Below are 20,512 nucleotides of genomic sequence, written 5' to 3'. Positions count from 1 at the left end.
AAAATCATCGAGTAATCACTCGATCGGTTGAAAAAACCCCCGCTCAGCGGGGGTTTTTTTTATTGGGTTGACACTAAATTAGGGCGTCTATAGAATCACGCCTCCTTTTAGCGGGCGTAGTGCGTCCGTTGGGAACAGCCTGGAGTCTGAAATCCAATGCAAAATCAGCAAATCCGAATCAGGTTGAAGGCTTTCGACCATCGCCTGATCGACCAATCCACCCAGGAAATCGTGGAAACCGCGAAACGTACTGGTGCACAAGTGCGTGGTCCAATTCCACTGCCTACCCGCAAAGAGCGGTTCACCGTTCTGGTCTCCCCGCACGTCAACAAAGACGCGCGTGACCAGTACGAGATCCGTACTCATAAGCGCGTTCTGGACATCGTCCAGCCAACGGATAAAACCGTTGATGCGCTGATGAAGCTCGATCTCGCGGCAGGCGTGGAAGTGCAGATCAGCCTCGGCTAAGACTTCGGTCTGGTCGTGTAACGCTCTGAAATGGGCGGCCATAGCGGGTGAAAGCCCCGTACACTCATGAGGTTTACAACATGACTATTGGTGTAGTCGGTCGTAAATGCGGTATGACCCGTATTTTCACCGAAGAAGGTGTCTCCATTCCGGTCACGGTCATTGAGATCGAGCCGAATCGCGTCACCCAGTTCAAAACCGAAGAAACCGATGGCTACCGTGCAGTGCAAGTCACTGTCGGCGAGCGTCGTGCTTCGCGTGTGACTGCTGCTCAAGCGGGTCACTTCGCTAAAGCGAACGTTGCCGCTGGTCGCGGTGTTTGGGAGTTCCGTCTTGAAGAAGGCGATTTCCAGGCTGGCGATCTGATCAAAGCTGAACTCTTCACTGCAGGCCAGCTGGTAGACGTAACCGGTCAGTCCAAAGGTAAAGGCTTCGCCGGTACCATCAAGCGCTGGAATTTCCGTGGTCAAGATAACACCCACGGTAACTCCGTATCGCACCGTGTTCCGGGTTCCATCGGCCAGTGCCAGACTCCTGGTCGTGTGTTCAAGGGCAAGAAAATGTCCGGTCACATGGGCGCCGAGCGCGTTACTGTGCAGTCCCTGGAAGTAGTTCGCGTAGACGCTGAACGCAACCTGCTGCTGATCAAGGGTGCCGTTCCTGGCGCTACTGGCGGCGACGTGGTTGTACGTCCAGCTGTCAAGGCTCGCGGTTAAGGGGAAACTGACATGCAACTTAATGTAAATGACGCTCAGGCGATCGAAGTTTCCGAACTGACTTTCGGTGGCGAATTCAACGAGACGCTGGTACACCAAGCAGTCGTGGCCTACATGGCCGGCGGCCGTCAGGGCACCAAGCAGCAGAAGACCCGTTCCGACGTAGCTGGTGGCGGTAAGCGCCCATGGCGTCAGAAGGGTACTGGCCGCGCTCGTGCTGGTACTACTCGTGGTCCAATCTGGCGTGGCGGTGGTGTTACCTTCGCAGCTCGTCCTCAGGATCACTCGCAGAAGCTCAACAAGAAGATGTACCGCGCAGCAATGCGTTCCATCCTCGCTGAGCTGGTGCGTAGCGACCGTCTGGTCGTGGTTCAGGACTTCGCTGTCGAAGCTCCAAAAACCAAAGACCTGCTGAACAAGCTGAACGGCATGGGTCTGAGCGATGTACTGATCGTTTCGGACGCTGTTGATCAGAACCTGTACCTGGCTGCACGTAACCTGCCGCACGTCGACGTACGTGACGTTCAAGGTTCCGATCCGGTCAGTCTGATCGCATACGAGAAAGTGTTGATCACTGTCTCGGCCGTGAAGAAATTCGAGGAGCTGCTGGGATGAACCAGGAACGCGTATTTAAAGTCCTCCTTGGCCCGCACGTTTCCGAGAAGGCTACCGTTCTGGCTGAGAAGAAAGGCCAGTTCGTATTCAAGGTTGCTACTGACGCAACCAAGCTGGAAATCAAGAAAGCTGTCGAAGGCCTGTTCGGCGTAAAAGTCGAAAACGTGTCGACTGTTAACGTTCTGGGTAAAACCAAGCGTACCGCACGTGGTCTGGGCAAGCGCAATGACTGGAAGAAGGCGATCGTCTCCCTTCAGCCAGGCCAAAATCTCGATTTCAGCAGCAGTGCTGAGTAAGGAAGGGGTGCATCATGGCAATCGTTAAATGCAAACCGACTTCCCCTGGCCGCCGTTTCGTGGTCAAGGTGGTCAACAAGGAGCTGCACAAAGGCGCTCCTCACGCACCGCTGCTCGAGAAGAAATCGAAGTCTGGTGGTCGTAACAACAATGGCCGCATTACCACTCGTCACGTTGGTGGTGGTCATAAGCAGCATTACCGTCTGGTCGACTTCCGTCGCAACGACAAAGATGGCATTCCAGCCACTGTCGAGCGTATCGAATACGATCCAAACCGTACTGCTCACATCGCCCTGCTGTGCTACGCAGACGGTGAGCGTCGCTACATCATCGCCCCTAAAGGCGTGAGCGCTGGCGACCAGCTGATCGCAGGTGCCCTGGCCCCAATCAAGGCCGGTAACTCCCTGCAGCTGCGCAACATCCCAGTAGGTAGCACCATTCACGGCATCGAACTGAAGCCGGGTAAAGGTGCACAGATCGCTCGTTCCGCTGGTGCTTCGGCTCAGCTGATCGCTCGCGAAGGTGTCTACGTGACCCTGCGTCTGCGCTCTGGTGAAATGCGTAAAGTCCTGGCTGAGTGCCGTGCGACCCTGGGCGAAGTCTCGAACTCCGAGCACAGCCTGCGTTCGCTGGGTAAAGCTGGTGCCAAACGCTGGCGTGGCGTTCGCCCAACCGTTCGTGGTGTTGCCATGAACCCGGTTGACCACCCGCATGGTGGTGGTGAAGGTCGTACCTCCGGTGGTCGTCATCCGGTATCGCCATGGGGCTTCCCAACCAAGGGTGCGAAGACTCGTGGTAATAAGCGTACCGACAACATGATCGTCCGTCGTCGCAAGTAAATAGAGGGATACGACAGTGCCACGTTCTCTGAAAAAAGGTCCTTTTATCGATCTTCACCTACTGAAGAAGATCGAAGTGGCGACGGAGAAGAACGATCGCAAGCCAGTTAAAACCTGGTCGCGCCGTTCGATGATCCTGCCACAAATGGTCGGTCTGACCATCGCGGTACACAACGGTCGTCAACATGTCCCAGTTCTCGTGAACGAAGACATGGTCGGCCACAAACTGGGCGAGTTCGCCGGTACCCGCACCTATCGCGGGCACGTGGCTGACAAGAAAGCCAAGCGTTAAGGGGTTAGGAAATGGAAGTAGCCGCTAAGTTGTCGGGCGCTCGAATCTCCGCCCAGAAAGCCCGCTTGGTCGCCGACCAGATCCGCGGGAAGAAGGTGGGCGAAGCGCTCAACCTGTTGGCCTTCAGCAGCAAAAAAGCCGCTGAAATCATGAAGAAAGTCCTCGAGTCGGCCGTTGCCAACGCCGAACACAACGAAGGCGCAGACGTTGATGACCTGAAGGTCTCCACCGTCTTCGTCAACGAAGGGCGTTCGCTGAAGCGCATCATGCCGCGTGCCAAAGGCCGCGCTGATCGCATCGTCAAGCGGTCTTGCCATATCACTGTCAAGGTTGCGGACAAGTAACGGAGTCGATCAGATGGGTCAGAAAGTACATCCCACTGGCATTCGCCTGGGAATCGTCAAGGAGCACACCTCCGTCTGGTACGCAGACGGTGCTACTTACGCAGATTACCTGTTGAAGGATCTGAAAACGCGTGAGTACCTCCAAGACAAACTAAAAAGCGCGTCCGTAAGCCGTATCGATATTCATCGTCCGGCTCAAACTGCACGCATCACCATCCACACCGCTCGTCCAGGTATCGTTATCGGGAAGAAAGGTGAGGACGTTGAGAAGCTGCGTCAGGACCTGACCAAGCAGATGGGTGTGCCTGTGCACATCAACATCGAAGAGATCCGCAAGCCGGAACTCGACGCTATGCTGGTTGCGCAAAGCGTAGCTCAGCAGCTGGAACGCCGCGTAATGTTCCGTCGCGCCATGAAGCGCGCCGTACAGAACGCCATGCGTATTGGTGCCAAGGGCATCAAGATCCAGGTGAGCGGTCGTCTCGGCGGCGCTGAGATTGCTCGTACCGAGTGGTATCGCGAAGGTCGTGTGCCTCTGCACACCCTGCGTGCCGATATCGACTACAACACCTACGAAGCTCACACCACTTACGGTGTGATCGGTGTGAAGGTTTGGATCTTCAAAGGCGAAGTAATTGGTGGTCGCCAAGAAGAGCTGAAGCCTCAAGCACCAGCGCCTCGTAAAAAAGCTGCTAAGTAAGGGGTACGCCAAATGTTGCAACCAAAGCGTACAAAATTCCGCAAGCAGATGACCGGCCACAACCGTGGTCTGGCACTGCGCGGTAGCAAGGTCAGCTTCGGCGAGTTCGCCCTGAAAGCTGTCGCCCGCGGTCGCCTCACCGCTCGCCAGATCGAGTCGGCACGTCGTGCCCTGACCCGTCACGTAAAACGTGGCGGTAAGATCTGGATCCGTGTGTTCCCGGACAAGCCGGTCACCAAGAAGCCTCTCGAAGTGCGGATGGGTAAAGGTAAGGGTTCCGTGGAATACTGGGTTGCCCAGATCCAGCCAGGCAAAGTCCTGTACGAGATCGAGGGTGTTTCTGAAGAGCTGGCGCGCGAAGCTTTCGCCCTGGCTGCTGCAAAGCTGCCTCTCGCCACCTCCTTTGTTAAGCGGACGGTGATGTGATGAAAGCGAATGAACTTCGTGAAAAATCGGCACAGCAGCTGAACGAGCAACTGCTCGGCCTGCTGCGCGACCAGTTCAATCTGCGTATGCAGAAAGCAACTGGCCAGTTGGGGCAGTCGCACCTGCTCTCGCAAGTTAAGCGTGACATCGCTCGCGTGAAAACTGTGCTCAACCAGCAGGCAGGTAAGTGATCATGGCTGAAGCTGAAAAAACCGTCCGTACGCTGACTGGCCGTGTCGTCAGCGACAAAATGGACAAGACCATCACCGTTCTGATCGAGCGTCGCGTAAAGCACCCGATCTACGGTAAATACGTTAAGCGTTCGACTAAGCTGCACGCGCACGACGAAGCCAACCAGTGCAAAATCGGCGACAAGGTTTCCATTCGCGAAACCCGTCCGCTGGCCAAGACTAAGTCCTGGGCACTGGTTGAAGTCCTCGAACGCGCTGTTGAAGTCTAAGGGCTAAGGGTCGGAGAAATTTTATGATTCAGACTCAATCCATGCTCGATGTGGCCGATAACAGCGGCGCTCGTCGCGTCATGTGCATCAAGGTGCTCGGCGGTTCCCACCGTCGTTACGCCGGTATCGGTGACATCATCAAAGTAACCGTCAAGGAAGCAATTCCGCGCGGTAAGGTCAAAAAAGGCCAGGTGATGACCGCAGTTGTCGTCCGTACCCGTCACGGTGTACGTCGCGCTGACGGTTCCATCATTCGTTTCGACGGCAACGCTGCTGTTCTGCTGAACACCAAGCAAGAGCCGATCGGCACTCGCATCTTCGGGCCAGTGACCCGTGAACTTCGTACTGAGAAGTTCATGAAGATCGTCTCGCTCGCCCCTGAAGTGCTCTAAGGAGATCCGACATGCAAAAGATTCGTCGTGACGACGAGATCATCGTGATCGCCGGCAAAGACAAAGGTAAGCGCGGTAAGGTGCTGAAGGTTCTCGCTGATGACCGTCTGGTCATCGGTGGCGTGAACCTGGTCAAGCGTCATACCAAGCCTAACCCGATGGCGGGCGTACAGGGCGGTATCGTCGAGAAAGAAGCGCCTCTGCACGCTTCCAACGTTGCCATTTTCAATGGTGAAACCAACAAGGCTGACCGCGTTGGCTTCAAGGTTGAAGACGGCAAGAAAATTCGTGTCTTCAAGTCGACCCAGAAAGCGGTTGATGCTTGAACACTGCTAGGTAGAAGACAATGGCACGACTCAAAGAGATTTACCGGAACGAAATCGCTCCCAAGCTTAAGGAAGAACTTAAGCTCGCGAACGTGATGGAAGTTCCTCGCGTAACCAAGATCACCCTGAACATGGGTCTGGGCGAAGCGGTCGGTGACAAGAAAGTCATCGAAAACGCCGTTGCCGACCTGGAAAAGATCACCGGCCAAAAAGCCGTTGTGACTTTCGCTCGCAAGTCGATTGCGGGTTTCAAGGTTCGTGAAGGTTGGCCGATCGGCGTTAAAGTTACTCTGCGCCGTGACCGTATGTACGAGTTCCTGGACCGCCTGCTGGCGATCTCCCTGCCTCGGGTTCGCGACTTCCGCGGCCTGAATGCCAAGTCCTTCGATGGTCGTGGCAACTACAGCATGGGCGTGAAAGAGCAGATCATTTTCCCGGAAATCGACTACGACAAGATCGATGCTCTGCGCGGTCTGGACATTACCCTGACCACCACTGCTCGTTCGGATGACGAAGGTCGCGCCCTGCTGCGTGCTTTCAAATTCCCGTTCCGCAACTGATTGGAGTAGGAAAATGGCCAAGAAGAGCATGAAAAACCGCGAGCTGAAGCGTCAGCTCACGGTAGCCAAGTACGCCAAAAAGCGTGCCGAGCTGAAAGCGACCATCGTCAACCTGAACGCTTCGCCTGAAGAGCGTTTCGCCGCCGTCGTTGCACTGCAGAAGCAGCCGCGCGACGCCAGCGCCGCTCGTCTGCGCAACCGTTGCCGCCTGACCGGCCGTCCTCACGGTGTATACCGTAAGTTCGGTCTGGGCCGTAACATGCTGCGCCAGGCTGCAATGCGCGGTGATGTTCCAGGTCTGGTCAAGGCCAGCTGGTAATCACGGTTGGTGTGATCCCGGCGCGAGGGGAGCAATCTTCCGACCGCCGGTGACATCGCAACGAAACAAGCCCCTATATGGGGCTTGTTTCGTTTCTGGCTTGTGTCTAGAATGACCGGCTCACCTGAGCCTGGGTTTTTTGACCTGTCCGCTCAGGTGGTTGTGATAGCCGCAAGGCTAATAATTCTTGTATCAGGAGCATCTAGCCCATGAGTATGCAGGACCCGTTAGCGGACATGCTAACTCGCATCCGTAATGCCCAGATGGCTGAAAAGTCCGTCGTAAGCATGCCTTCTTCGACTCTGAAGGTAGCGGTTGCCAAAGTTCTGAAGGACGAAGGTTACATCGCTGGCTATCAGGTAAGCAGCGAAGTCAAACCCTCCCTGTCGATCGAGCTGAAGTACTTCGAAGGCCGTCCGGTCATCGAAGAGCTGAAGCGCGCTAGCCGTCCTGGCCTGCGTCAGTACAAGGCCGTTACAGATCTGCCGAAAGTTCGTGGCGGTCTGGGCGTGTCTATCGTCTCCACCAACAAAGGTGTGATGACTGATCGTGCTGCACGTGCTGCCGGTGTTGGTGGCGAAGTTCTGTGCACAGTGTTCTAAGGGGGGATAAGCATGTCTCGCGTCGCTAAGAACCCCGTTAAGCTGCCATCTGGCGTCGAAGTCAAATTCGCCGGTCAGCAGCTTTCGGTGAAGGGTGCCAAGGGCACTCTCGAACTGAACGTTCACTCGTCTGTTGAAGTTACCGAAGAGTCTGGTGAGCTGCGTTTTGTCGCTCGCAACGGTGACCAGCAAGCTCGCGCCATGGCCGGTACTACCCGCGCTCTGGTGAACAACATGGTCCAAGGCGTAAGCCAAGGCTTCGAGCGCAAGCTCCAGCTGGTCGGTGTTGGTTACAAGGCACAGGCTAAAGGCACCGTCCTGAACCTGGCCCTGGGCTTCTCTCACCCAGTGGACTACGAACTGCCAGCCGGTATCACCGCTGAAACGCCTAGCCAGACCGACATCCTGATCAAGGGTATCGACAAGCAGCTGGTAGGTCAGGTGGCCGCTGAAATCCGCGACTTCCGTCCGCCAGAGCCTTACAAAGGTAAAGGTGTGCGTTACGCGGACGAAGTAGTCCGTCGTAAAGAAGCCAAGAAGAAGTAGGGCCTAGCAAATGACCGACAAAAAAGTTACTCGACTGCGTCGCGCTCGCAAAGCACGCCTGAAAATGCACGAGCTCGAAGCCGTGCGTCTGTGCGTGTTCCGCTCCTCGCAGCACATTTATGCCCAGGTCATCTCGGCCGACGGCAGCAAGGTTTTGGCAAGCGCCTCGACCTTGGACAAAGAACTGCGTGATGGCGCCACCGGCAACATCGACGCGGCCACTAAGGTTGGCAAGCTGGTAGCTGAGCGTGCGAAAGCCGCCGGTGTATCTCAAGTTGCCTTTGACCGTTCCGGCTTCAAGTACCATGGCCGCGTCAAAGCGCTGGCTGATGCTGCTCGTGAAGGCGGGCTGGAGTTCTAAGTTATGGCAAATAACGATCAAAAGCGCGACGAAGGCTACATCGAGAAGCTGGTTCAAGTTAACCGCGTAGCCAAAACCGTTAAAGGCGGCCGTATCTTCACCTTCACCGCGTTGACCGTGGTTGGTGATGGCAAGGGTCGCGTTGGTTTCGGCCGTGGCAAATCGCGCGAAGTACCTGCTGCGATTCAAAAAGCCATGGAAGCTGCTCGTCGCAACATGATTCAGGTTGACCTGAAGGGCACCACCCTGCAGTACGCCACCAAGGCCGCCCACGGCGCCTCGAAGGTTTACATGCAGCCTGCCTCGGAAGGTACCGGTATCATCGCTGGCGGCGCAATGCGTGCTGTCCTGGAAGTTGCTGGTGTTCAGAACGTTCTGGCCAAGTGCTACGGTTCGACCAACCCAGTGAACGTGGTTTACGCCACCTTCAAGGGTCTGAAAGCCATGCAATCTCCTGAATCCATTGCTGCCAAGCGCGGCAAGAGCGTCGAGGAGATCTTCTGATCATGGCTACCGTTAAAGTAACGCTGATCAAAAGCACCGCCGGCCGTCTCCCTAACCACAAACTGTGCGTTAAGGGTCTGGGTCTGCGCCGCATCGGTCACACTGTAGAAGTCCAAGATACTCCCGAGAATCGCGGGATGATCAACAAGGCTTACTACATGCTGCGCGTCGAGGGTTAATCGATGAAACTCAATGATCTGAGTCCAGCGCCGGGTTCCCGTCGCGAGAAGCATCGTCCGGGTCGTGGTATCGGTAGCGGTTTGGGTAAGACTGGTGGCCGTGGTCACAAAGGTCAGACCTCCCGTTCCGGTGGCACCATCGCTCCGGGCTTCGAAGGCGGTCAACAACCGCTGCACCGTCGTCTGCCGAAGTTCGGCTTCGTTTCCCTGAAGGCCATGGACCGCGCCGAAGTGCGTCTGTCCGAGCTGGCTAAAGTGGAAGGCGACGTTGTCACCGTGCAATCCTTGAAGGATGCCAACGTGATCAACCAGAACGTACAGCGTGTGAAAATCATGCTGTCTGGCGAAGTCACTCGCGCAGTCACCATCAAGGGTATCGCAGCCACCAAAGGTGCGCGTGCGGCTATCGAAGCAGCTGGCGGCAAGTTCGAGGAATAAATGGCTAAGCAAGGTGCTCTCTCTTCGCTCGGTAAGGGCGGGATGTCGGAACTCTGGGCTCGTCTGCGCTTTCTGTTCATGGCGATCATCGTCTATCGGATAGGTGCGCACATCCCGGTGCCCGGTATTAACCCGGACCGTTTGGCGGATCTGTTTCGACAGAATGAGGGGACCATTCTTAGCTTGTTCAACATGTTTTCCGGTGGTGCGCTGGAGCGCATGAGCATCTTTGCACTGGGGATCATGCCGTACATTTCGGCATCGATCATCATGCAGCTCATGACCGCTGTCAGCCCACAGCTGGAGCAGTTGAAGAAGGAAGGTGAAGCTGGCCGTCGCAAGATCAGCCAGTACACCCGCTACGGCACCGTTATCCTGGCGCTGGTTCAAGCCATTGGCATGTCCATTGGCCTGGCCAACCAGGGCGTGGCGTTTTCTGCGGGTCTGGGCTTCCATGTCGTTGCGGTCTCCACCTTCGTGGCGGGCGCGATGTTCATGATGTGGCTCGGCGAGCAGATCACCGAGCGCGGTGTGGGCAACGGTATCTCGATGTTGATCTTCGCAGGTATCGTTGCCGGTCTTCCGAGAGCAATCGGGCAGTCTTTCGAGTCTGCACGCACAGGCGATATCAACATTTTCGCCTTGGTCGCAATCGGGTTGCTGGCAGTAGCGATTATCGGTTTTGTGGTGTTCATTGAGCGTGGTCAGCGTCGTATCGCCGTTCACTACGCCAAGCGTCAGCAGGGCCGCAAGGTCTTCGCTGCGCAGACCAGCCACTTGCCGCTCAAGGTGAACATGGCGGGCGTAATCCCAGCCATTTTCGCCAGCAGCATTCTGCTGTTCCCGGCTTCGCTGGGTGCCTGGTTCGGTCAGTCCGAAGGTATGGGCTGGCTGCAGGACATCTCGCAGTCGATCGCTCCTGGTCAGCCGTTGAACATTCTGCTGTTTAGTGCAGGGATTATTTTCTTCTGCTTCTTCTACACAGCGCTGATGTTCAACCCGAAAGACGTAGCGGAAAACCTGAAGAAGTCCGGTGCCTTTATTCCGGGTATCCGTCCTGGTGAGCAGTCGGCGCGCTACATTGATGGCGTTCTGACCCGTCTGACCATGTTCGGTGCTCTTTACATGATGGCCGTCTGCCTTCTGCCCCAGTTCCTGGTGGTGGCAGCAAATGTGCCGTTCTACCTTGGCGGGACCTCGTTGCTGATTGTGGTAGTGGTTGTGATGGACTTCATGTCCCAAGTACAATCGCACCTCGTTTCGCACCAGTACGAATCCCTGATGAAGAAAGCCAACCTGAAAGGCTATGGCGGCAGCAGTCTGCTGCGCTGATAGGCCCCTAAGGTTCGAGGAGTTGGTGATGAAAGTTCGTGCATCGGTGAAAAAGCTGTGCCGTAACTGCAAGATTATTCGCCGCGAAGGCATCGTGCGAGTAATTTGCAGCGCGGAACCGCGTCACAAACAGCGCCAAGGCTGAGTGTGATCCGCGCTACAAGCCCAGCAGCTAGTGCGCTGCTGGGTTGATTAATTGTTTCTACAGCGATATTATCTCGCGCCCTATTTCTTGGCTTCCGGGGCGTAGGTAGCTGTCAATTGGAGTCCCACTGAATGGCCCGTATTGCAGGCGTCAACATTCCAGATAACAAGCATACTGTTATCTCGCTGACCTACATCTATGGTGTCGGTCGCACAACTGCACAGAAGATCTGTGCAGACGCTGGTGTAAACCCAGCCGCTAAGATCAAGGATCTGAGCGACGAGCAAATCGAAACCCTGCGTGGCGAAGTTGCGAAGTTCACCACTGAAGGTGACCTGCGTCGTGACGTCAACATGAAGATCAAACGCTTGATGGACCTGGGCTGCTACCGCGGTCTGCGCCATCGTAAAGGTCTGCCGGTTCGCGGTCAGCGCACCAAGACCAACGCACGCACCCGTAAGGGCCCGCGTAAGCCGATCCGCAAGTAATCGCCCAGGAATATAGACATGGCAAAACCTGCTGCTCGTCCTCGTAAGAAAGTCAAAAAGACAGTGGTTGATGGCATCGCCCACATCCATGCGTCTTTCAACAACACCATCGTGACCATCACCGACCGTCAGGGCAATGCTTTGTCCTGGGCGACCTCCGGTGGTTCGGGTTTCCGTGGTTCGCGCAAATCCACCCCGTTCGCAGCTCAGATCGCTGCTGAGCGTGCTGGTCAAGCTGCGCTGGAATACGGTCTGAAGAACCTCGACGTTAACGTCAAGGGTCCAGGTCCAGGTCGTGAGTCCGCCGTTCGTGCTTTGAACAGCTGCGGCTACAAGATCGCCAGCATCACCGACGTGACGCCAATCCCGCATAACGGGTGCCGTCCGCCGAAGAAGCGTCGCGTGTAATCAGGAGACAGATAAATGGCACGTTACATTGGTCCAAAATGCAAACTGTCTCGCCGTGAAGGCACTGACCTGTTCCTGAAGAGCGGCGTTCGCGCTCTGGAATCGAAGTGCAACATCGAAGCAGCCCCAGGTATCCACGGCCAGCGCCGTGGCCGTCAGTCCGACTACGGTACCCAGCTGCGCGAGAAACAAAAAGTCCGTCGTATCTACGGTGTTCTGGAGCGTCAGTTCCGCGGTTACTACCAAGCTGCTGCCTCGAAAAAAGGCGCAACTGGTGAGAACCTGCTGCAACTGCTCGAGTGCCGTCTGGATAACGTCGTTTACCGTATGGGCTTCGGCTCGACTCGTTCCGAGTCCCGTCAGCTGGTTTCGCACAAAGCGATCAGCGTCAACGGTAAGACTGTAAACATTCCATCCTACCAAGTTCGTCCGGGTGACGTGGTCTCGGTTCGTGAGAAGTCGCTGAACCAGCTGCGCATTGTTCAAGCCCTTGAACTGTGCTCTCAGCGTGGCCGCGTTGAGTGGGTAGACGTGGATGCTGCTAAAAAGTCGGGCGTTTTCAAGAACGTTCCTGCTCGCAGCGATCTGTCCGCCGACATCAACGAAAACCTGATTGTCGAGCTCTACTCCAAGTAAGGGCTAGAAAATAGGTGCATCCATGCAGATTTCGGTAAATGAGTTCCTGACGCCCCGCCACATTGATGTGCAGGTCGTCAGTCCGACCCGCGCCAAGATTACGCTCGAGCCTCTCGAGCGTGGTTTCGGCCATACCCTGGGCAACGCGCTGCGCCGCATCCTGTTGTCCTCCATGCCTGGCTGTGCAGTAGTCGAGGCCGAGATCGACGGCGTACTCCATGAGTACTCCGCGATCGAAGGTGTACAGGAAGACGTAATTGAAATCCTGTTGAACCTGAAAGGCCTGGCTATCAAGCTGCACGGTCGTGACGAAGTTACGCTGACCTTGTCGAAAAAGGGTTCGGGGGTGGTTACCGCTGCCGATATTCAGCTGGATCACGATGTCGAGATCGTCAACCCCGATCACGTAATCGCGAACTTGGCGTCCAACGGCGCCTTGAACATGAAGCTCACTGTAGCTCGTGGTCGCGGTTACGAGCCGGCCGACTCTCGTCAGACTGACGAAGATGAAAGCCGCAGCATTGGCCGTCTTCAGCTGGACGCCTCGTTCAGCCCGGTGCGTCGTATCGCCTATGTGGTCGAAAACGCCCGTGTTGAGCAGCGTACCAACCTGGACAAGCTGGTCATTGATCTGGAAACCAACGGTACTCTGGATCCTGAAGAGGCTATCCGTCGTGCCGCGACCATCCTGCAACAGCAGCTGGCCGCGTTCGTCGACCTCAAAGGTGACAGTGAGCCGGTTGTGGTCGAGCAGGAAGACGAGATCGATCCGATCCTGCTGCGTCCGGTTGACGACCTGGAACTGACTGTACGTTCGGCCAACTGCCTGAAGGCGGAGAACATCTACTACATCGGCGACCTGATTCAGCGTACCGAAGTAGAGCTGTTGAAAACTCCTAACCTCGGCAAGAAGTCCCTGACTGAAATCAAGGACGTCCTGGCTTCCCGTGGTCTGTCCCTCGGCATGCGCCTCGACAACTGGCCGCCTGCAAGTCTTAAGAAGGACGACAAGGCGACTGCCTGATCGTCGTAATCACCGAACGTAGTGTTTGGTAAGGAATGAATCATGCGTCATCGTAAAAGTGGACGTCACCTGAGCCGTACCAGCTCTCACCGCAAGGCTATGTTCCAGAACATGGCAGTGTCGTTGATCGAGCACGAGCTGATCAAAACCACCCTGCCGAAAGCCAAGGAACTGCGCCGCGTTGCCGAGCCGCTGATCACCCTGGCCAAGGAAGATAGCGTCGCCAACCGTCGTCTGGCTTTCGATCGTACCCGTTCGAAATCCGCTGTTGGCAAGCTGTTCAACGATCTGGGCAAGCGCTATGCCACCCGTCAAGGCGGCTACCTGCGTATCCTGAAGTGCGGTTTCCGCGCTGGCGACAACGCGCCTATGGCGTACGTCGAGCTGGTTGATCGTCCAGTCGGTGGTGCTGTAGAAGCTGCCGAGTAAGACGTTCTGTCTGCTACAAAGAACCGGGCCTAGTGCCCGGTTTTTTGTGTCTGTCTATATTGTTAATTTCTATCGTTCTAACTGGATCAATGAATTAGTTCTTGCAACATATCTCCCCGATACTGCTCAGCAAGCCGATTAGCCGGCCATTGAAGATCGATAAGGAGAGCCCATGAGCAAGATTCTCACCACCGCCAGCGGTGCACCTGTAGCTGATAACCAGAATTCTCGTTCGGCAGGCCCGCGTGGCCCGCTGTTGCTCGACGACTTCCACCTGATCGAGAAGCTCGCCCACTTCAACCGCGAGAACATCCCTGAGCGCCGCGTGCACGCCAAGGGCTCGGGCGCTTACGGTACCTTCACGGTCACCCGCGATATCACTCAATACACCAGTGCCAAGTTGTTCGACACAGTCGGTAAGCAGACTGAGACATTCCTGCGTTTCTCCACCGTGGGTGGCGAGCGCGGCTCAGCGGATACCGAGCGCGATCCGCGTGGGTTTGCCCTGAAGTTCTACACCGAGGAAGGCAACTGGGACATCGTCGGCAATAACACCCCGGTGTTCTTCATTCGCGATCCACTCAAGTTCCCCGATTTTATCCACACGCAGAAACGCCATCCGCAGAGCAACCTGAAGAACGCACAGATGATGTGGGATTTCTGGTCGCACTCACCGGAGGCGCTGCACCAGGTCACCATCCTCTTCTCCGACCGTGGCATACCTGACGGTTACCGCCACATGCATGGCTTCGGTAGCCACACTTACAGCCTGATCAACGCCAAGGGCGAGCGCACCTGGGTCAAATGGCACTACAAGACCCAACAGGGCATCAAGAATCTCTCGCCGGCTGATGCCGCACGTCTGGCAGGCACTGATCCAGATTACGCCCAGCGCGATCTGTTCGAGGCGATCGAGCGCGGTGACTATCCACGCTGGACGGTGTGCATCCAGGTGATGAGCGAGCAAGAAGCGGCCAACCGTCAGGAGAACCCCTTCGACGTGACCAAGACCTGGTCGCAGAAGGACTATCCATTGATCGAAGTTGGCGTGCTGGAGCTCAACCGCAATCCGCTCAACTACTTCGCCGAGGTCGAGCAGGCGACCTTTGGGCCAAGCAACATGGTTCCAGGTGTAGGGCTGTCGCCGGATCGCATGCTGCAAGGCCGAGTGTTCGCATATGCCGACGCTCACCGCTACCGTGTCGGCACTAACCACCAGCACTTGCCGGTGAACGCCCCGCGTAGCCCGGTCAACACCTATCAGCGTGACGGCGCCATGGCCTACGGCGCTTACGGCAGTGCGCCGAACTACGAGCCCAACAGCTACGGCGACGCACCTAAGCAATCGCCTCAGCACGCTGAGCCAGCCCTGTCACTCAACGGCGCGGCCGATCGTTACGATCATCGCGAGGACGGCGATTACTACAGCCATGCAGGCGCGCTGTTCCGTTTGATGAACGCTGAGCAGAAGGCACTGTTGATCAGCAATATCGCCGGGACCATGGCGGGGGTCAGTGAAGATGTCGTGCAGCGTCAGCTGCAGCATTTCTTCAAGGCCGATCCAGCATATGCAGAAGGCATCGCCAAGGCATTGGGCGTGAATCTCGCCTGAGTCGTAATGATAAGTAGAACCGCCCTCATTTGGGCGGTTTTTCAATGAATATCACTACTGTTTGCCGGTTTTTTTACATGTTATTGCGCGTTTTTCAGTGACCTCTCGACCTTCCTGGTTCACACTATGTCCTATTGATGTTTTCACAGGGAGAAGCAGGGCGATGCAAGGTCACCCGGACGTAATCGATTACCTCAACACGTTGCTGACGGGCGAACTGGCGGCGCGTGACCAATATTTCATTCACTCGCGGATGTACGAAGATTGGGGCTTGAGCAAGCTCTATGAGCGTATCAATCATGAGATGGAAGAAGAGGCGCAGCACGCTGATGCCCTGATGCGTCGGATCCTCATGCTTGAAGGCACGCCACGCATGCGTCCAGACGATCTCGATGTAGGCGCTACCGTGCCGGAGATGATCGCCGCCGACCTGCGCCTGGAGTACAAGGTACGTGCCGCCCTGTGCAAAGGCATCGAGCTGTGCGAGCTGCACAAGGACTACATCAGCCGCGATATCCTGCGCGCGCAGCTGGCCGATACCGAAGAAGATCACACCTACTGGCTGGAGAAACAGCAGGGGCTGATCAAGTCCATCGGTCTGCAGAACTACCTGCAATCGCAGATGTAAGTTTCTTCAGATAATAAAAAACCCTGTCACTCGCGTGACAGGGTTTTTTATTGCCCGTCTTTAGGCCCGATCCCGCTCCAACAGCGGCTTGAGGTAATGCCCGGTATACGACTGCTTCATCTTCGACAGTTCTTCCGGCGTCCCCGAGGCTATGATCTGCCCCCCCTTGGAGCCACCCTCAGGCCCCAAGTCCACCAGCCAGTCAGCCGTCTTGATCACGTCCAGGTTGTGCTCGATCACCACCACGGTGTTGCCGTGGTCACGCAGGCGGTGCAGTACGTCCAGCAACTGCTGGATATCGGCAAAGTGCAGGCCGGTGGTCGGCTCATCGAGGATGTACAAGGTCTTGCCGGTATCGCGCTTGGACAGCTCGCGTGACAGCTTGACCCGCTGTGCCTCGCCACCCGACAGGGTCGTTGCCGACTGCCCCAGCTTGATGTAGGAAAGCCCCACATCGACCAGCGTTTGCAGCTTGCGCGCCAGTGCCGGCACCGCGTCGAAGAACTCGCGGGCATCCTCGATGGTCATTTCCAGCACCTCGTGGATGTTCTTGCCCTTGTACTTGATCTCAAGGGTCTCGCGGTTGTAGCGCTTGCTCTTGCACACATCGCACGGCACATAGATGTCCGGCAAAAAGTGCATCTCGACCTTGATCAGGCCATCGCCCTGGCACGCCTCGCAGCGGCCACCCTTGACGTTGAAGGAGAAACGCCCTGGGCCATAGCCCCGCGCACGCGACTCCGGTACGCCTGCGAACAGCTCGCGCACCGGGGTGAAGATACCGGTGTAGGTTGCGGGGTTCGAGCGTGGGGTGCGGCCAATCGGGCTCTGGTCGATATCGACCACCTTGTCCAGGTGCTGCAGGCCGTCCATGCTGCTGTGCGGCGCCGCTTCATGGCTGGTAGCACCGTTGAGCGCGCTAGCTGCGAGCGGGAACAGCGTGTTGTTGATCAGCGTCGACTTGCCCGAGCCGGAAACACCGGTCACGCAGGTCAGCAGGCCAATGGGAATCTCCAAGTCGACGTTTTGCAGGTTGTTGCCACGCGCGCCCTTGAGCTTGAGCGAGAGCTTCTTGTTGCGCGGTGTGCGCTTAGCTGGGACGGCAATCTTCTTGCGGCCGGACAGGTACTTGCCGGTCAGCGAGTCAGGGTGGTCCATGACCTCCTGAGGCGTACCCTCGGCAACGATCTGCCCGCCATGCACGCCGGCACCCGGGCCGATGTCGACCACATAGTCGGCCAGGCGAATGGCGTCCTCGTCATGCTCGACCACAATCACGGTGTTGCCCAGATCTCGCAGGTGATTGAGGGTACCCAGCAGACGGTCGTTGTCGCGCTGGTGCAGGCCGATCGATGGCTCGTCGAGGATGTACATCACCCCCACCAGGCCGGCGCCGATCTGGCTGGCCAGGCGGATGCGTTGGGCTTCACCGCCAGACAGGGTTTCGGCGCTGCGGTCCAGGGTCAGGTAATCCAGGCCGACGTTGACCAGGAACTGCAGGCGCTCGCAGATTTCCTTGAGGATCTTCGCCGCGATCTCCCCGCGTCGACCGGTCAGGGTCAGGTCGCTGAAATACTCACTGGCGTCCCCGATCGGCAGGTTGGTAACCGCCGGCAGGGTTTTCTCGCCCACCCACACGTGCCGCGCTTCACGGCGCAGACGAGTGCCGCGGCAGTCAGGGCAAGGCTGGGTGCCGAGAAACTTCGCCAGCTCCTCGCGCACAGTCGCCGACTCGGTCTCGCGGTAGCGCCGCTCAAGGTTCGGCACGATGCCTTCGAACGGGTGCGAACGCTTGACGATATCGCCACGGTCGTTGAGGTACTTGAAGTCGACGTTCTGCTTGCCGCTGCCGTGCAGGATGACTTTCTGGTCGTCGGCGGACAGCTCGGCAAACGGTACTTCCAGGCTGAAGCCGTACTGCGCGGCCAGTGAACCGAGCATCTGGAAGTAGTACACGTTACGCCGGTCCCAGCCGCGGATGGCGCCCTCGGCCAGGGTCAACTCGGTGTTGACCAGGCGCTTGGTGTCGAAGTACTGCTTGACCCCCAGGCCATCGCACGTCGGGCAGGCGCCGGCCGGGTTGTTGAAGGAGAACAGCTTGGGTTCCAGCTCGCTGATGGCATGACCACAGATCGGGCAGGCGAAGCGTGCGGAGAAGATCATCTCTTCACCCGGCTCGTCGTCCATCGGCGCCACAAGGGCGATACCGTCGGCCAGCTTCAGTGCCGTCTCGAACGATTCGGCCAGGCGCTGCTGCAGGTCGCTGCGCACCTTGAAGCGGTCTACCACTACATCGATGCTGTGCTTTTTTTGCTTGTCGAGCTTGGGCAGCTCATCGAGCTCATACAGCTTGCCGTTGACCCGGGCACGGACGAAACCCTGCGCACGCAGCTCGTCGAACACCGCCAAGTGCTCACCCTTGCGCTCGCGAATCACCGGCGCCAGCAGCATCAGCTTGCTGCCCTCTGGTTGATCGAGCACCAGGTCGACCATCTGGCTGACCGTTTGCGCCTCCAGCGGAATATCGTGATCCGGGCAGCGCGGCGTACCCACGCGGGCGTACAGCAAGCGCAGGTAGTCGTAGATTTCGGTGATGGTGCCCACCGTCGAACGCGGGTTGTGCGAGGTCGATTTCTGCTCGATGGAGATGGCCGGGGAGAGGCCCTCGATGGTGTCGACGTCAGGCTTTTCCATCATCGACAGGAATTGCCGGGCGTAAGCCGACAGCGATTCCACGTAGCGGCGCTGGCCCTCGGCGTAGAGTGTGTCGAACGCCAGGGACGACTTGCCGGAACCGGACAGGCCGGTGATCACGATCAGCTTGTCCCGAGGGAGGGTCAGGTCGATGTTCTTCAGGTTGTGGGTACGTGCCCCACGAATCAGGATCTTGTCCACTACGGCCTCGCTCGGCGGGCATAAACAAGGAAGTATACGGCGCGCTGCCATTACGCGGCAAAGCGTCGCGTATATGCCGTCAAGGCGTCGGACTGATAGAATCGCCGCCGGTTCACACGAGGTTAATCCATGCACGACACCCACAACGAGCGCATGAGTGGTAGCGAGACCCGCGCCGCCAGCGGCCTGGCCCTGGTGTTTGCCTTTCGTATGCTGGGCATGTTCATGGTCCTGCCGGTGCTTGCCACCTATGGCATGGACCTGGCCGGTGCCACGCCTGCGCTGATCGGCCTGGCCATTGGTGCCTATGGCCTGACCCAGGCGCTGCTGCAAATTCCGTTCGGGGTGATTTCCGACCGCATCGGGCGTCTTCCGGTGATCTACCTGGGGCTGGTGATCTTCGCCCTGGGCAGCGTGCTGGCCGCGCAGGCCGACTCGATCTGGGGCGTGATCGCCGGGCGGGTTCTACAAGGCGCCGGAGCGATTTCGGCGGCGGTCATGGCGCTGCTGTCCGATCTGACCCGTGAACAGCACCGGACCAAGGCCATGGCCATGATCGGCATGAGCATCGGCTTGTCGTTCGCGGTGGCCATGGTGGTCGGGCCGTTGCTGACTCGGGCATTTGGCCTGTCAGGATTGTTCCTCGCCACTGCAGGACTTGCCGTCATCGGCATCGCCCTGGTGGCCTTCGTCGTGCCTAGCGCACACAGCGCTTTGCAGCACCGCGAATCGGGCGTGGCGCGTCAGGCCCTCGGCCCGACCCTGCGCCATCCGGACCTTCTGCGCCTGGACGTGGGTATCTTCGTGCTGCACGCGATCCTCATGGCCAGTTTCGTCGCCTTGCCGCTGGCGTTCGTCGAGCGCGGCGGCTTGCCCAAGGAAGAACACTGGTGGGTGTACCTGACCGCCTTGCTGGTTTCATTTTTTGCAATGGTGCCGTTCATCATCTACGGCGAAAAAAAGCGCAAGATGAAACGCGTGTTGCTTGGCGCGGTCAGTGTCCTGCTGGTGATCGAGGTGTTCTTCTGGCAGTGGGCTGACAGTTTGCGCGGACTGGTGATCGGCACCGTGATATTCTTTACTGCCTTCAACCTGCTGGAGGCATCGTTGCCTTCGCTGGTCAGCAAGGTGTCGCCCGCCGGCGGCAAGGGAACGGCAATGGGGGTTTACTCCACCAGCCAGTTCCTCGGTGCCGCCTTGGGAGGAATCATCGGTGGCTGGTTGTTCCAGCACGGTGGCCTGGGCATGGTGTTCTTGGGCTGTGCAGTGCTGTGTGCCGTATGGCTGGTCGTTGCGTTGAGCATGAACGAGCCGCCTTATGTGACCAGCCTGCGTATGCCGCTGACGCCTGAGGCAGTCCGGGAAGCCGGACTGACCGAGCGCCTGATGGCAGTGCCGGGTGTGACCGACGCCGTGGTGGTGGCAGAAGAAGCCGCCATCTACATCAAACTGGATACGAAAATTTTGGACCGTACGACCCTCGAGCGCCTGGTGAACCCAGCCTCTTCGGCGTGCGAAGCCTAGGAGAACGT

At 57.6% G+C, this 20,512-nt stretch carries 32 protein-coding genes; 31 read left to right on the top strand and 1 reads right to left on the bottom strand.

Features of this window, described 5'->3' with window-relative positions; all coding sequences use genetic code 11:
- The first annotated feature begins 156 nt into the window (after positions 1 to 156).
- From rpsJ to bfr, 30 genes are all read left to right on the top strand, one after another.
- Positions 157 to 468 carry a 30S ribosomal protein S10 gene (rpsJ, locus tag ACF8K2_RS18170; RefSeq protein WP_003186070.1) on the top strand — a complete coding sequence of 104 codons (312 nt, stop codon included), beginning with the start codon at positions 157 to 159 and terminating at the stop codon, positions 466 to 468.
- A gap of 80 nt (positions 469 to 548) precedes the next feature.
- The gene (gene rplC / locus ACF8K2_RS18165) at positions 549 to 1,184 is read left to right on the top strand and encodes a 50S ribosomal protein L3 (protein WP_054893562.1); all 636 of its coding nucleotides are present in this window, start codon (positions 549 to 551) and stop codon (positions 1,182 to 1,184) included.
- A 12-nt stretch (positions 1,185 to 1,196) separates the two neighbouring features.
- On the top strand, positions 1,197 to 1,799 hold the full coding sequence (gene rplD, locus ACF8K2_RS18160; RefSeq protein WP_186557312.1) for a 50S ribosomal protein L4: 603 nt from the start codon (positions 1,197 to 1,199) through the stop codon (positions 1,797 to 1,799).
- Positions 1,796 to 2,095: a 50S ribosomal protein L23 gene (gene rplW, locus ACF8K2_RS18155; RefSeq protein ID WP_392466568.1), complete on the top strand. Its 300-nt coding sequence runs from the start codon at positions 1,796 to 1,798 to the stop codon at positions 2,093 to 2,095. Before rplD ends, rplW begins: the two co-directional genes overlap by 4 nt.
- Positions 2,096 to 2,109: 14 nt before the next feature.
- On the top strand, positions 2,110 to 2,934 hold the full coding sequence (gene rplB, locus ACF8K2_RS18150) for a 50S ribosomal protein L2 (RefSeq protein ID WP_027915105.1): 825 nt from the start codon (positions 2,110 to 2,112) through the stop codon (positions 2,932 to 2,934).
- 16 nt (positions 2,935 to 2,950) lie between these two features.
- Positions 2,951 to 3,226, top strand: coding sequence for a 30S ribosomal protein S19 (gene rpsS, locus ACF8K2_RS18145; protein WP_119138201.1), 276 nt, complete (start codon positions 2,951 to 2,953; stop codon positions 3,224 to 3,226).
- Positions 3,227 to 3,237: 11 nt separating this feature from the next.
- Positions 3,238 to 3,570 carry a 50S ribosomal protein L22 gene (rplV, locus tag ACF8K2_RS18140; RefSeq protein ID WP_003103908.1) on the top strand — a complete coding sequence of 111 codons (333 nt, stop codon included), beginning with the start codon at positions 3,238 to 3,240 and terminating at the stop codon, positions 3,568 to 3,570.
- A gap of 13 nt (positions 3,571 to 3,583) precedes the next feature.
- Positions 3,584 to 4,270, top strand: a complete 687-nt coding sequence (gene rpsC / locus ACF8K2_RS18135) for a 30S ribosomal protein S3 (protein ID WP_003255481.1) — start codon at positions 3,584 to 3,586, stop codon at positions 4,268 to 4,270.
- A 12-nt stretch (positions 4,271 to 4,282) separates the two neighbouring features.
- Positions 4,283 to 4,696, top strand: coding sequence for a 50S ribosomal protein L16 (gene rplP, locus ACF8K2_RS18130; RefSeq protein ID WP_009397508.1), 414 nt, complete (start codon positions 4,283 to 4,285; stop codon positions 4,694 to 4,696).
- Positions 4,696 to 4,887, top strand: a complete 192-nt coding sequence (rpmC, locus tag ACF8K2_RS18125; RefSeq protein WP_002555481.1) for a 50S ribosomal protein L29 — start codon at positions 4,696 to 4,698, stop codon at positions 4,885 to 4,887. Before rplP ends, rpmC begins: the two co-directional genes overlap by 1 nt.
- A gap of 2 nt (positions 4,888 to 4,889) precedes the next feature.
- A complete protein-coding gene (gene rpsQ / locus ACF8K2_RS18120) occupies positions 4,890 to 5,156 on the top strand; it encodes a 30S ribosomal protein S17 (RefSeq protein WP_003255478.1) in 267 nt (88 codons plus the stop codon).
- A gap of 23 nt (positions 5,157 to 5,179) precedes the next feature.
- On the top strand, positions 5,180 to 5,548 hold the full coding sequence (gene rplN, locus ACF8K2_RS18115) for a 50S ribosomal protein L14 (protein WP_008089810.1): 369 nt from the start codon (positions 5,180 to 5,182) through the stop codon (positions 5,546 to 5,548).
- Between the two features lie 11 nt (positions 5,549 to 5,559).
- Complete coding sequence (gene rplX / locus ACF8K2_RS18110) at positions 5,560 to 5,874, top strand: 50S ribosomal protein L24 (protein WP_003255476.1); 315 nt, start codon at positions 5,560 to 5,562, stop codon at positions 5,872 to 5,874.
- Between the two features lie 20 nt (positions 5,875 to 5,894).
- Complete coding sequence (rplE, locus tag ACF8K2_RS18105) at positions 5,895 to 6,434, top strand: 50S ribosomal protein L5 (protein ID WP_186557313.1); 540 nt, start codon at positions 5,895 to 5,897, stop codon at positions 6,432 to 6,434.
- 13 nt (positions 6,435 to 6,447) lie between these two features.
- Positions 6,448 to 6,753, top strand: a complete 306-nt coding sequence (rpsN, locus tag ACF8K2_RS18100) for a 30S ribosomal protein S14 (RefSeq protein WP_009397499.1) — start codon at positions 6,448 to 6,450, stop codon at positions 6,751 to 6,753.
- 209 nt (positions 6,754 to 6,962) lie between these two features.
- Positions 6,963 to 7,355 carry a 30S ribosomal protein S8 gene (gene rpsH / locus ACF8K2_RS18095; RefSeq protein ID WP_119138195.1) on the top strand — a complete coding sequence of 131 codons (393 nt, stop codon included), beginning with the start codon at positions 6,963 to 6,965 and terminating at the stop codon, positions 7,353 to 7,355.
- A 12-nt stretch (positions 7,356 to 7,367) separates the two neighbouring features.
- Complete coding sequence (gene rplF / locus ACF8K2_RS18090) at positions 7,368 to 7,901, top strand: 50S ribosomal protein L6 (protein WP_003255469.1); 534 nt, start codon at positions 7,368 to 7,370, stop codon at positions 7,899 to 7,901.
- A 10-nt stretch (positions 7,902 to 7,911) separates the two neighbouring features.
- Positions 7,912 to 8,262 (top strand): 50S ribosomal protein L18, encoded by a 351-nt coding sequence (gene rplR, locus ACF8K2_RS18085; RefSeq protein ID WP_011531893.1) that lies wholly within the window; start codon positions 7,912 to 7,914, stop codon positions 8,260 to 8,262.
- A 3-nt stretch (positions 8,263 to 8,265) separates the two neighbouring features.
- The gene (gene rpsE / locus ACF8K2_RS18080) at positions 8,266 to 8,766 is read left to right on the top strand and encodes a 30S ribosomal protein S5 (protein ID WP_003255465.1); all 501 of its coding nucleotides are present in this window, start codon (positions 8,266 to 8,268) and stop codon (positions 8,764 to 8,766) included.
- A gap of 2 nt (positions 8,767 to 8,768) precedes the next feature.
- A complete protein-coding gene (rpmD, locus tag ACF8K2_RS18075) occupies positions 8,769 to 8,945 on the top strand; it encodes a 50S ribosomal protein L30 (protein WP_009397493.1) in 177 nt (58 codons plus the stop codon).
- Between the two features lie 3 nt (positions 8,946 to 8,948).
- Positions 8,949 to 9,383, top strand: a complete 435-nt coding sequence (gene rplO, locus ACF8K2_RS18070; RefSeq protein ID WP_010220318.1) for a 50S ribosomal protein L15 — start codon at positions 8,949 to 8,951, stop codon at positions 9,381 to 9,383.
- On the top strand, positions 9,384 to 10,715 hold the full coding sequence (secY, locus tag ACF8K2_RS18065) for a preprotein translocase subunit SecY (RefSeq protein WP_186557314.1): 1,332 nt from the start codon (positions 9,384 to 9,386) through the stop codon (positions 10,713 to 10,715).
- A 28-nt stretch (positions 10,716 to 10,743) separates the two neighbouring features.
- Positions 10,744 to 10,860: a 50S ribosomal protein L36 gene (gene rpmJ / locus ACF8K2_RS18060; protein ID WP_011531897.1), complete on the top strand. Its 117-nt coding sequence runs from the start codon at positions 10,744 to 10,746 to the stop codon at positions 10,858 to 10,860.
- Positions 10,861 to 10,991: 131 nt separating this feature from the next.
- Positions 10,992 to 11,348 carry a 30S ribosomal protein S13 gene (gene rpsM / locus ACF8K2_RS18055; RefSeq protein WP_012316515.1) on the top strand — a complete coding sequence of 119 codons (357 nt, stop codon included), beginning with the start codon at positions 10,992 to 10,994 and terminating at the stop codon, positions 11,346 to 11,348.
- An 18-nt stretch (positions 11,349 to 11,366) separates the two neighbouring features.
- The gene (gene rpsK, locus ACF8K2_RS18050; RefSeq protein WP_003255454.1) at positions 11,367 to 11,756 is read left to right on the top strand and encodes a 30S ribosomal protein S11; all 390 of its coding nucleotides are present in this window, start codon (positions 11,367 to 11,369) and stop codon (positions 11,754 to 11,756) included.
- A gap of 15 nt (positions 11,757 to 11,771) precedes the next feature.
- The gene (gene rpsD / locus ACF8K2_RS18045; protein WP_101322335.1) at positions 11,772 to 12,392 is read left to right on the top strand and encodes a 30S ribosomal protein S4; all 621 of its coding nucleotides are present in this window, start codon (positions 11,772 to 11,774) and stop codon (positions 12,390 to 12,392) included.
- Between the two features lie 22 nt (positions 12,393 to 12,414).
- Complete coding sequence (locus ACF8K2_RS18040) at positions 12,415 to 13,416, top strand: DNA-directed RNA polymerase subunit alpha (protein ID WP_003255452.1); 1,002 nt, start codon at positions 12,415 to 12,417, stop codon at positions 13,414 to 13,416.
- Positions 13,417 to 13,458: 42 nt separating this feature from the next.
- Positions 13,459 to 13,845, top strand: coding sequence for a 50S ribosomal protein L17 (rplQ, locus tag ACF8K2_RS18035; RefSeq protein ID WP_003255451.1), 387 nt, complete (start codon positions 13,459 to 13,461; stop codon positions 13,843 to 13,845).
- Positions 13,846 to 14,017: 172 nt separating this feature from the next.
- The gene (locus ACF8K2_RS18030; RefSeq protein ID WP_392466558.1) at positions 14,018 to 15,457 is read left to right on the top strand and encodes a catalase; all 1,440 of its coding nucleotides are present in this window, start codon (positions 14,018 to 14,020) and stop codon (positions 15,455 to 15,457) included.
- 163 nt (positions 15,458 to 15,620) lie between these two features.
- Positions 15,621 to 16,085, top strand: a complete 465-nt coding sequence (bfr, locus tag ACF8K2_RS18025) for a bacterioferritin (RefSeq protein WP_264236562.1) — start codon at positions 15,621 to 15,623, stop codon at positions 16,083 to 16,085.
- Between the two features lie 60 nt (positions 16,086 to 16,145).
- Here the strand turns inward: bfr and uvrA are convergent, their stop codons facing one another.
- A complete protein-coding gene (gene uvrA, locus ACF8K2_RS18020) occupies positions 16,146 to 18,980 on the bottom strand; it encodes an excinuclease ABC subunit UvrA (RefSeq protein ID WP_392466555.1) in 2,835 nt (944 codons plus the stop codon).
- 129 nt (positions 18,981 to 19,109) lie between these two features.
- On the opposite strand from uvrA, the gene ACF8K2_RS18015 reads away from it, so the two are divergent.
- Positions 19,110 to 20,504 carry an MFS transporter gene (locus ACF8K2_RS18015; RefSeq protein ID WP_264236564.1) on the top strand — a complete coding sequence of 465 codons (1,395 nt, stop codon included), beginning with the start codon at positions 19,110 to 19,112 and terminating at the stop codon, positions 20,502 to 20,504.
- Positions 20,505 to 20,512 lie beyond the last annotated feature (8 nt).

This window comes from Pseudomonas sp. xss_2 (genome assembly GCF_043104195.1).
Taxonomy (GTDB): domain Bacteria; phylum Pseudomonadota; class Gammaproteobacteria; order Pseudomonadales; family Pseudomonadaceae; genus Aquipseudomonas; species Aquipseudomonas urmiensis.
The sequence above is the reverse complement of the archived record's forward strand: the minus strand, read 5'-3'. Positions and strand labels throughout refer to the sequence as shown.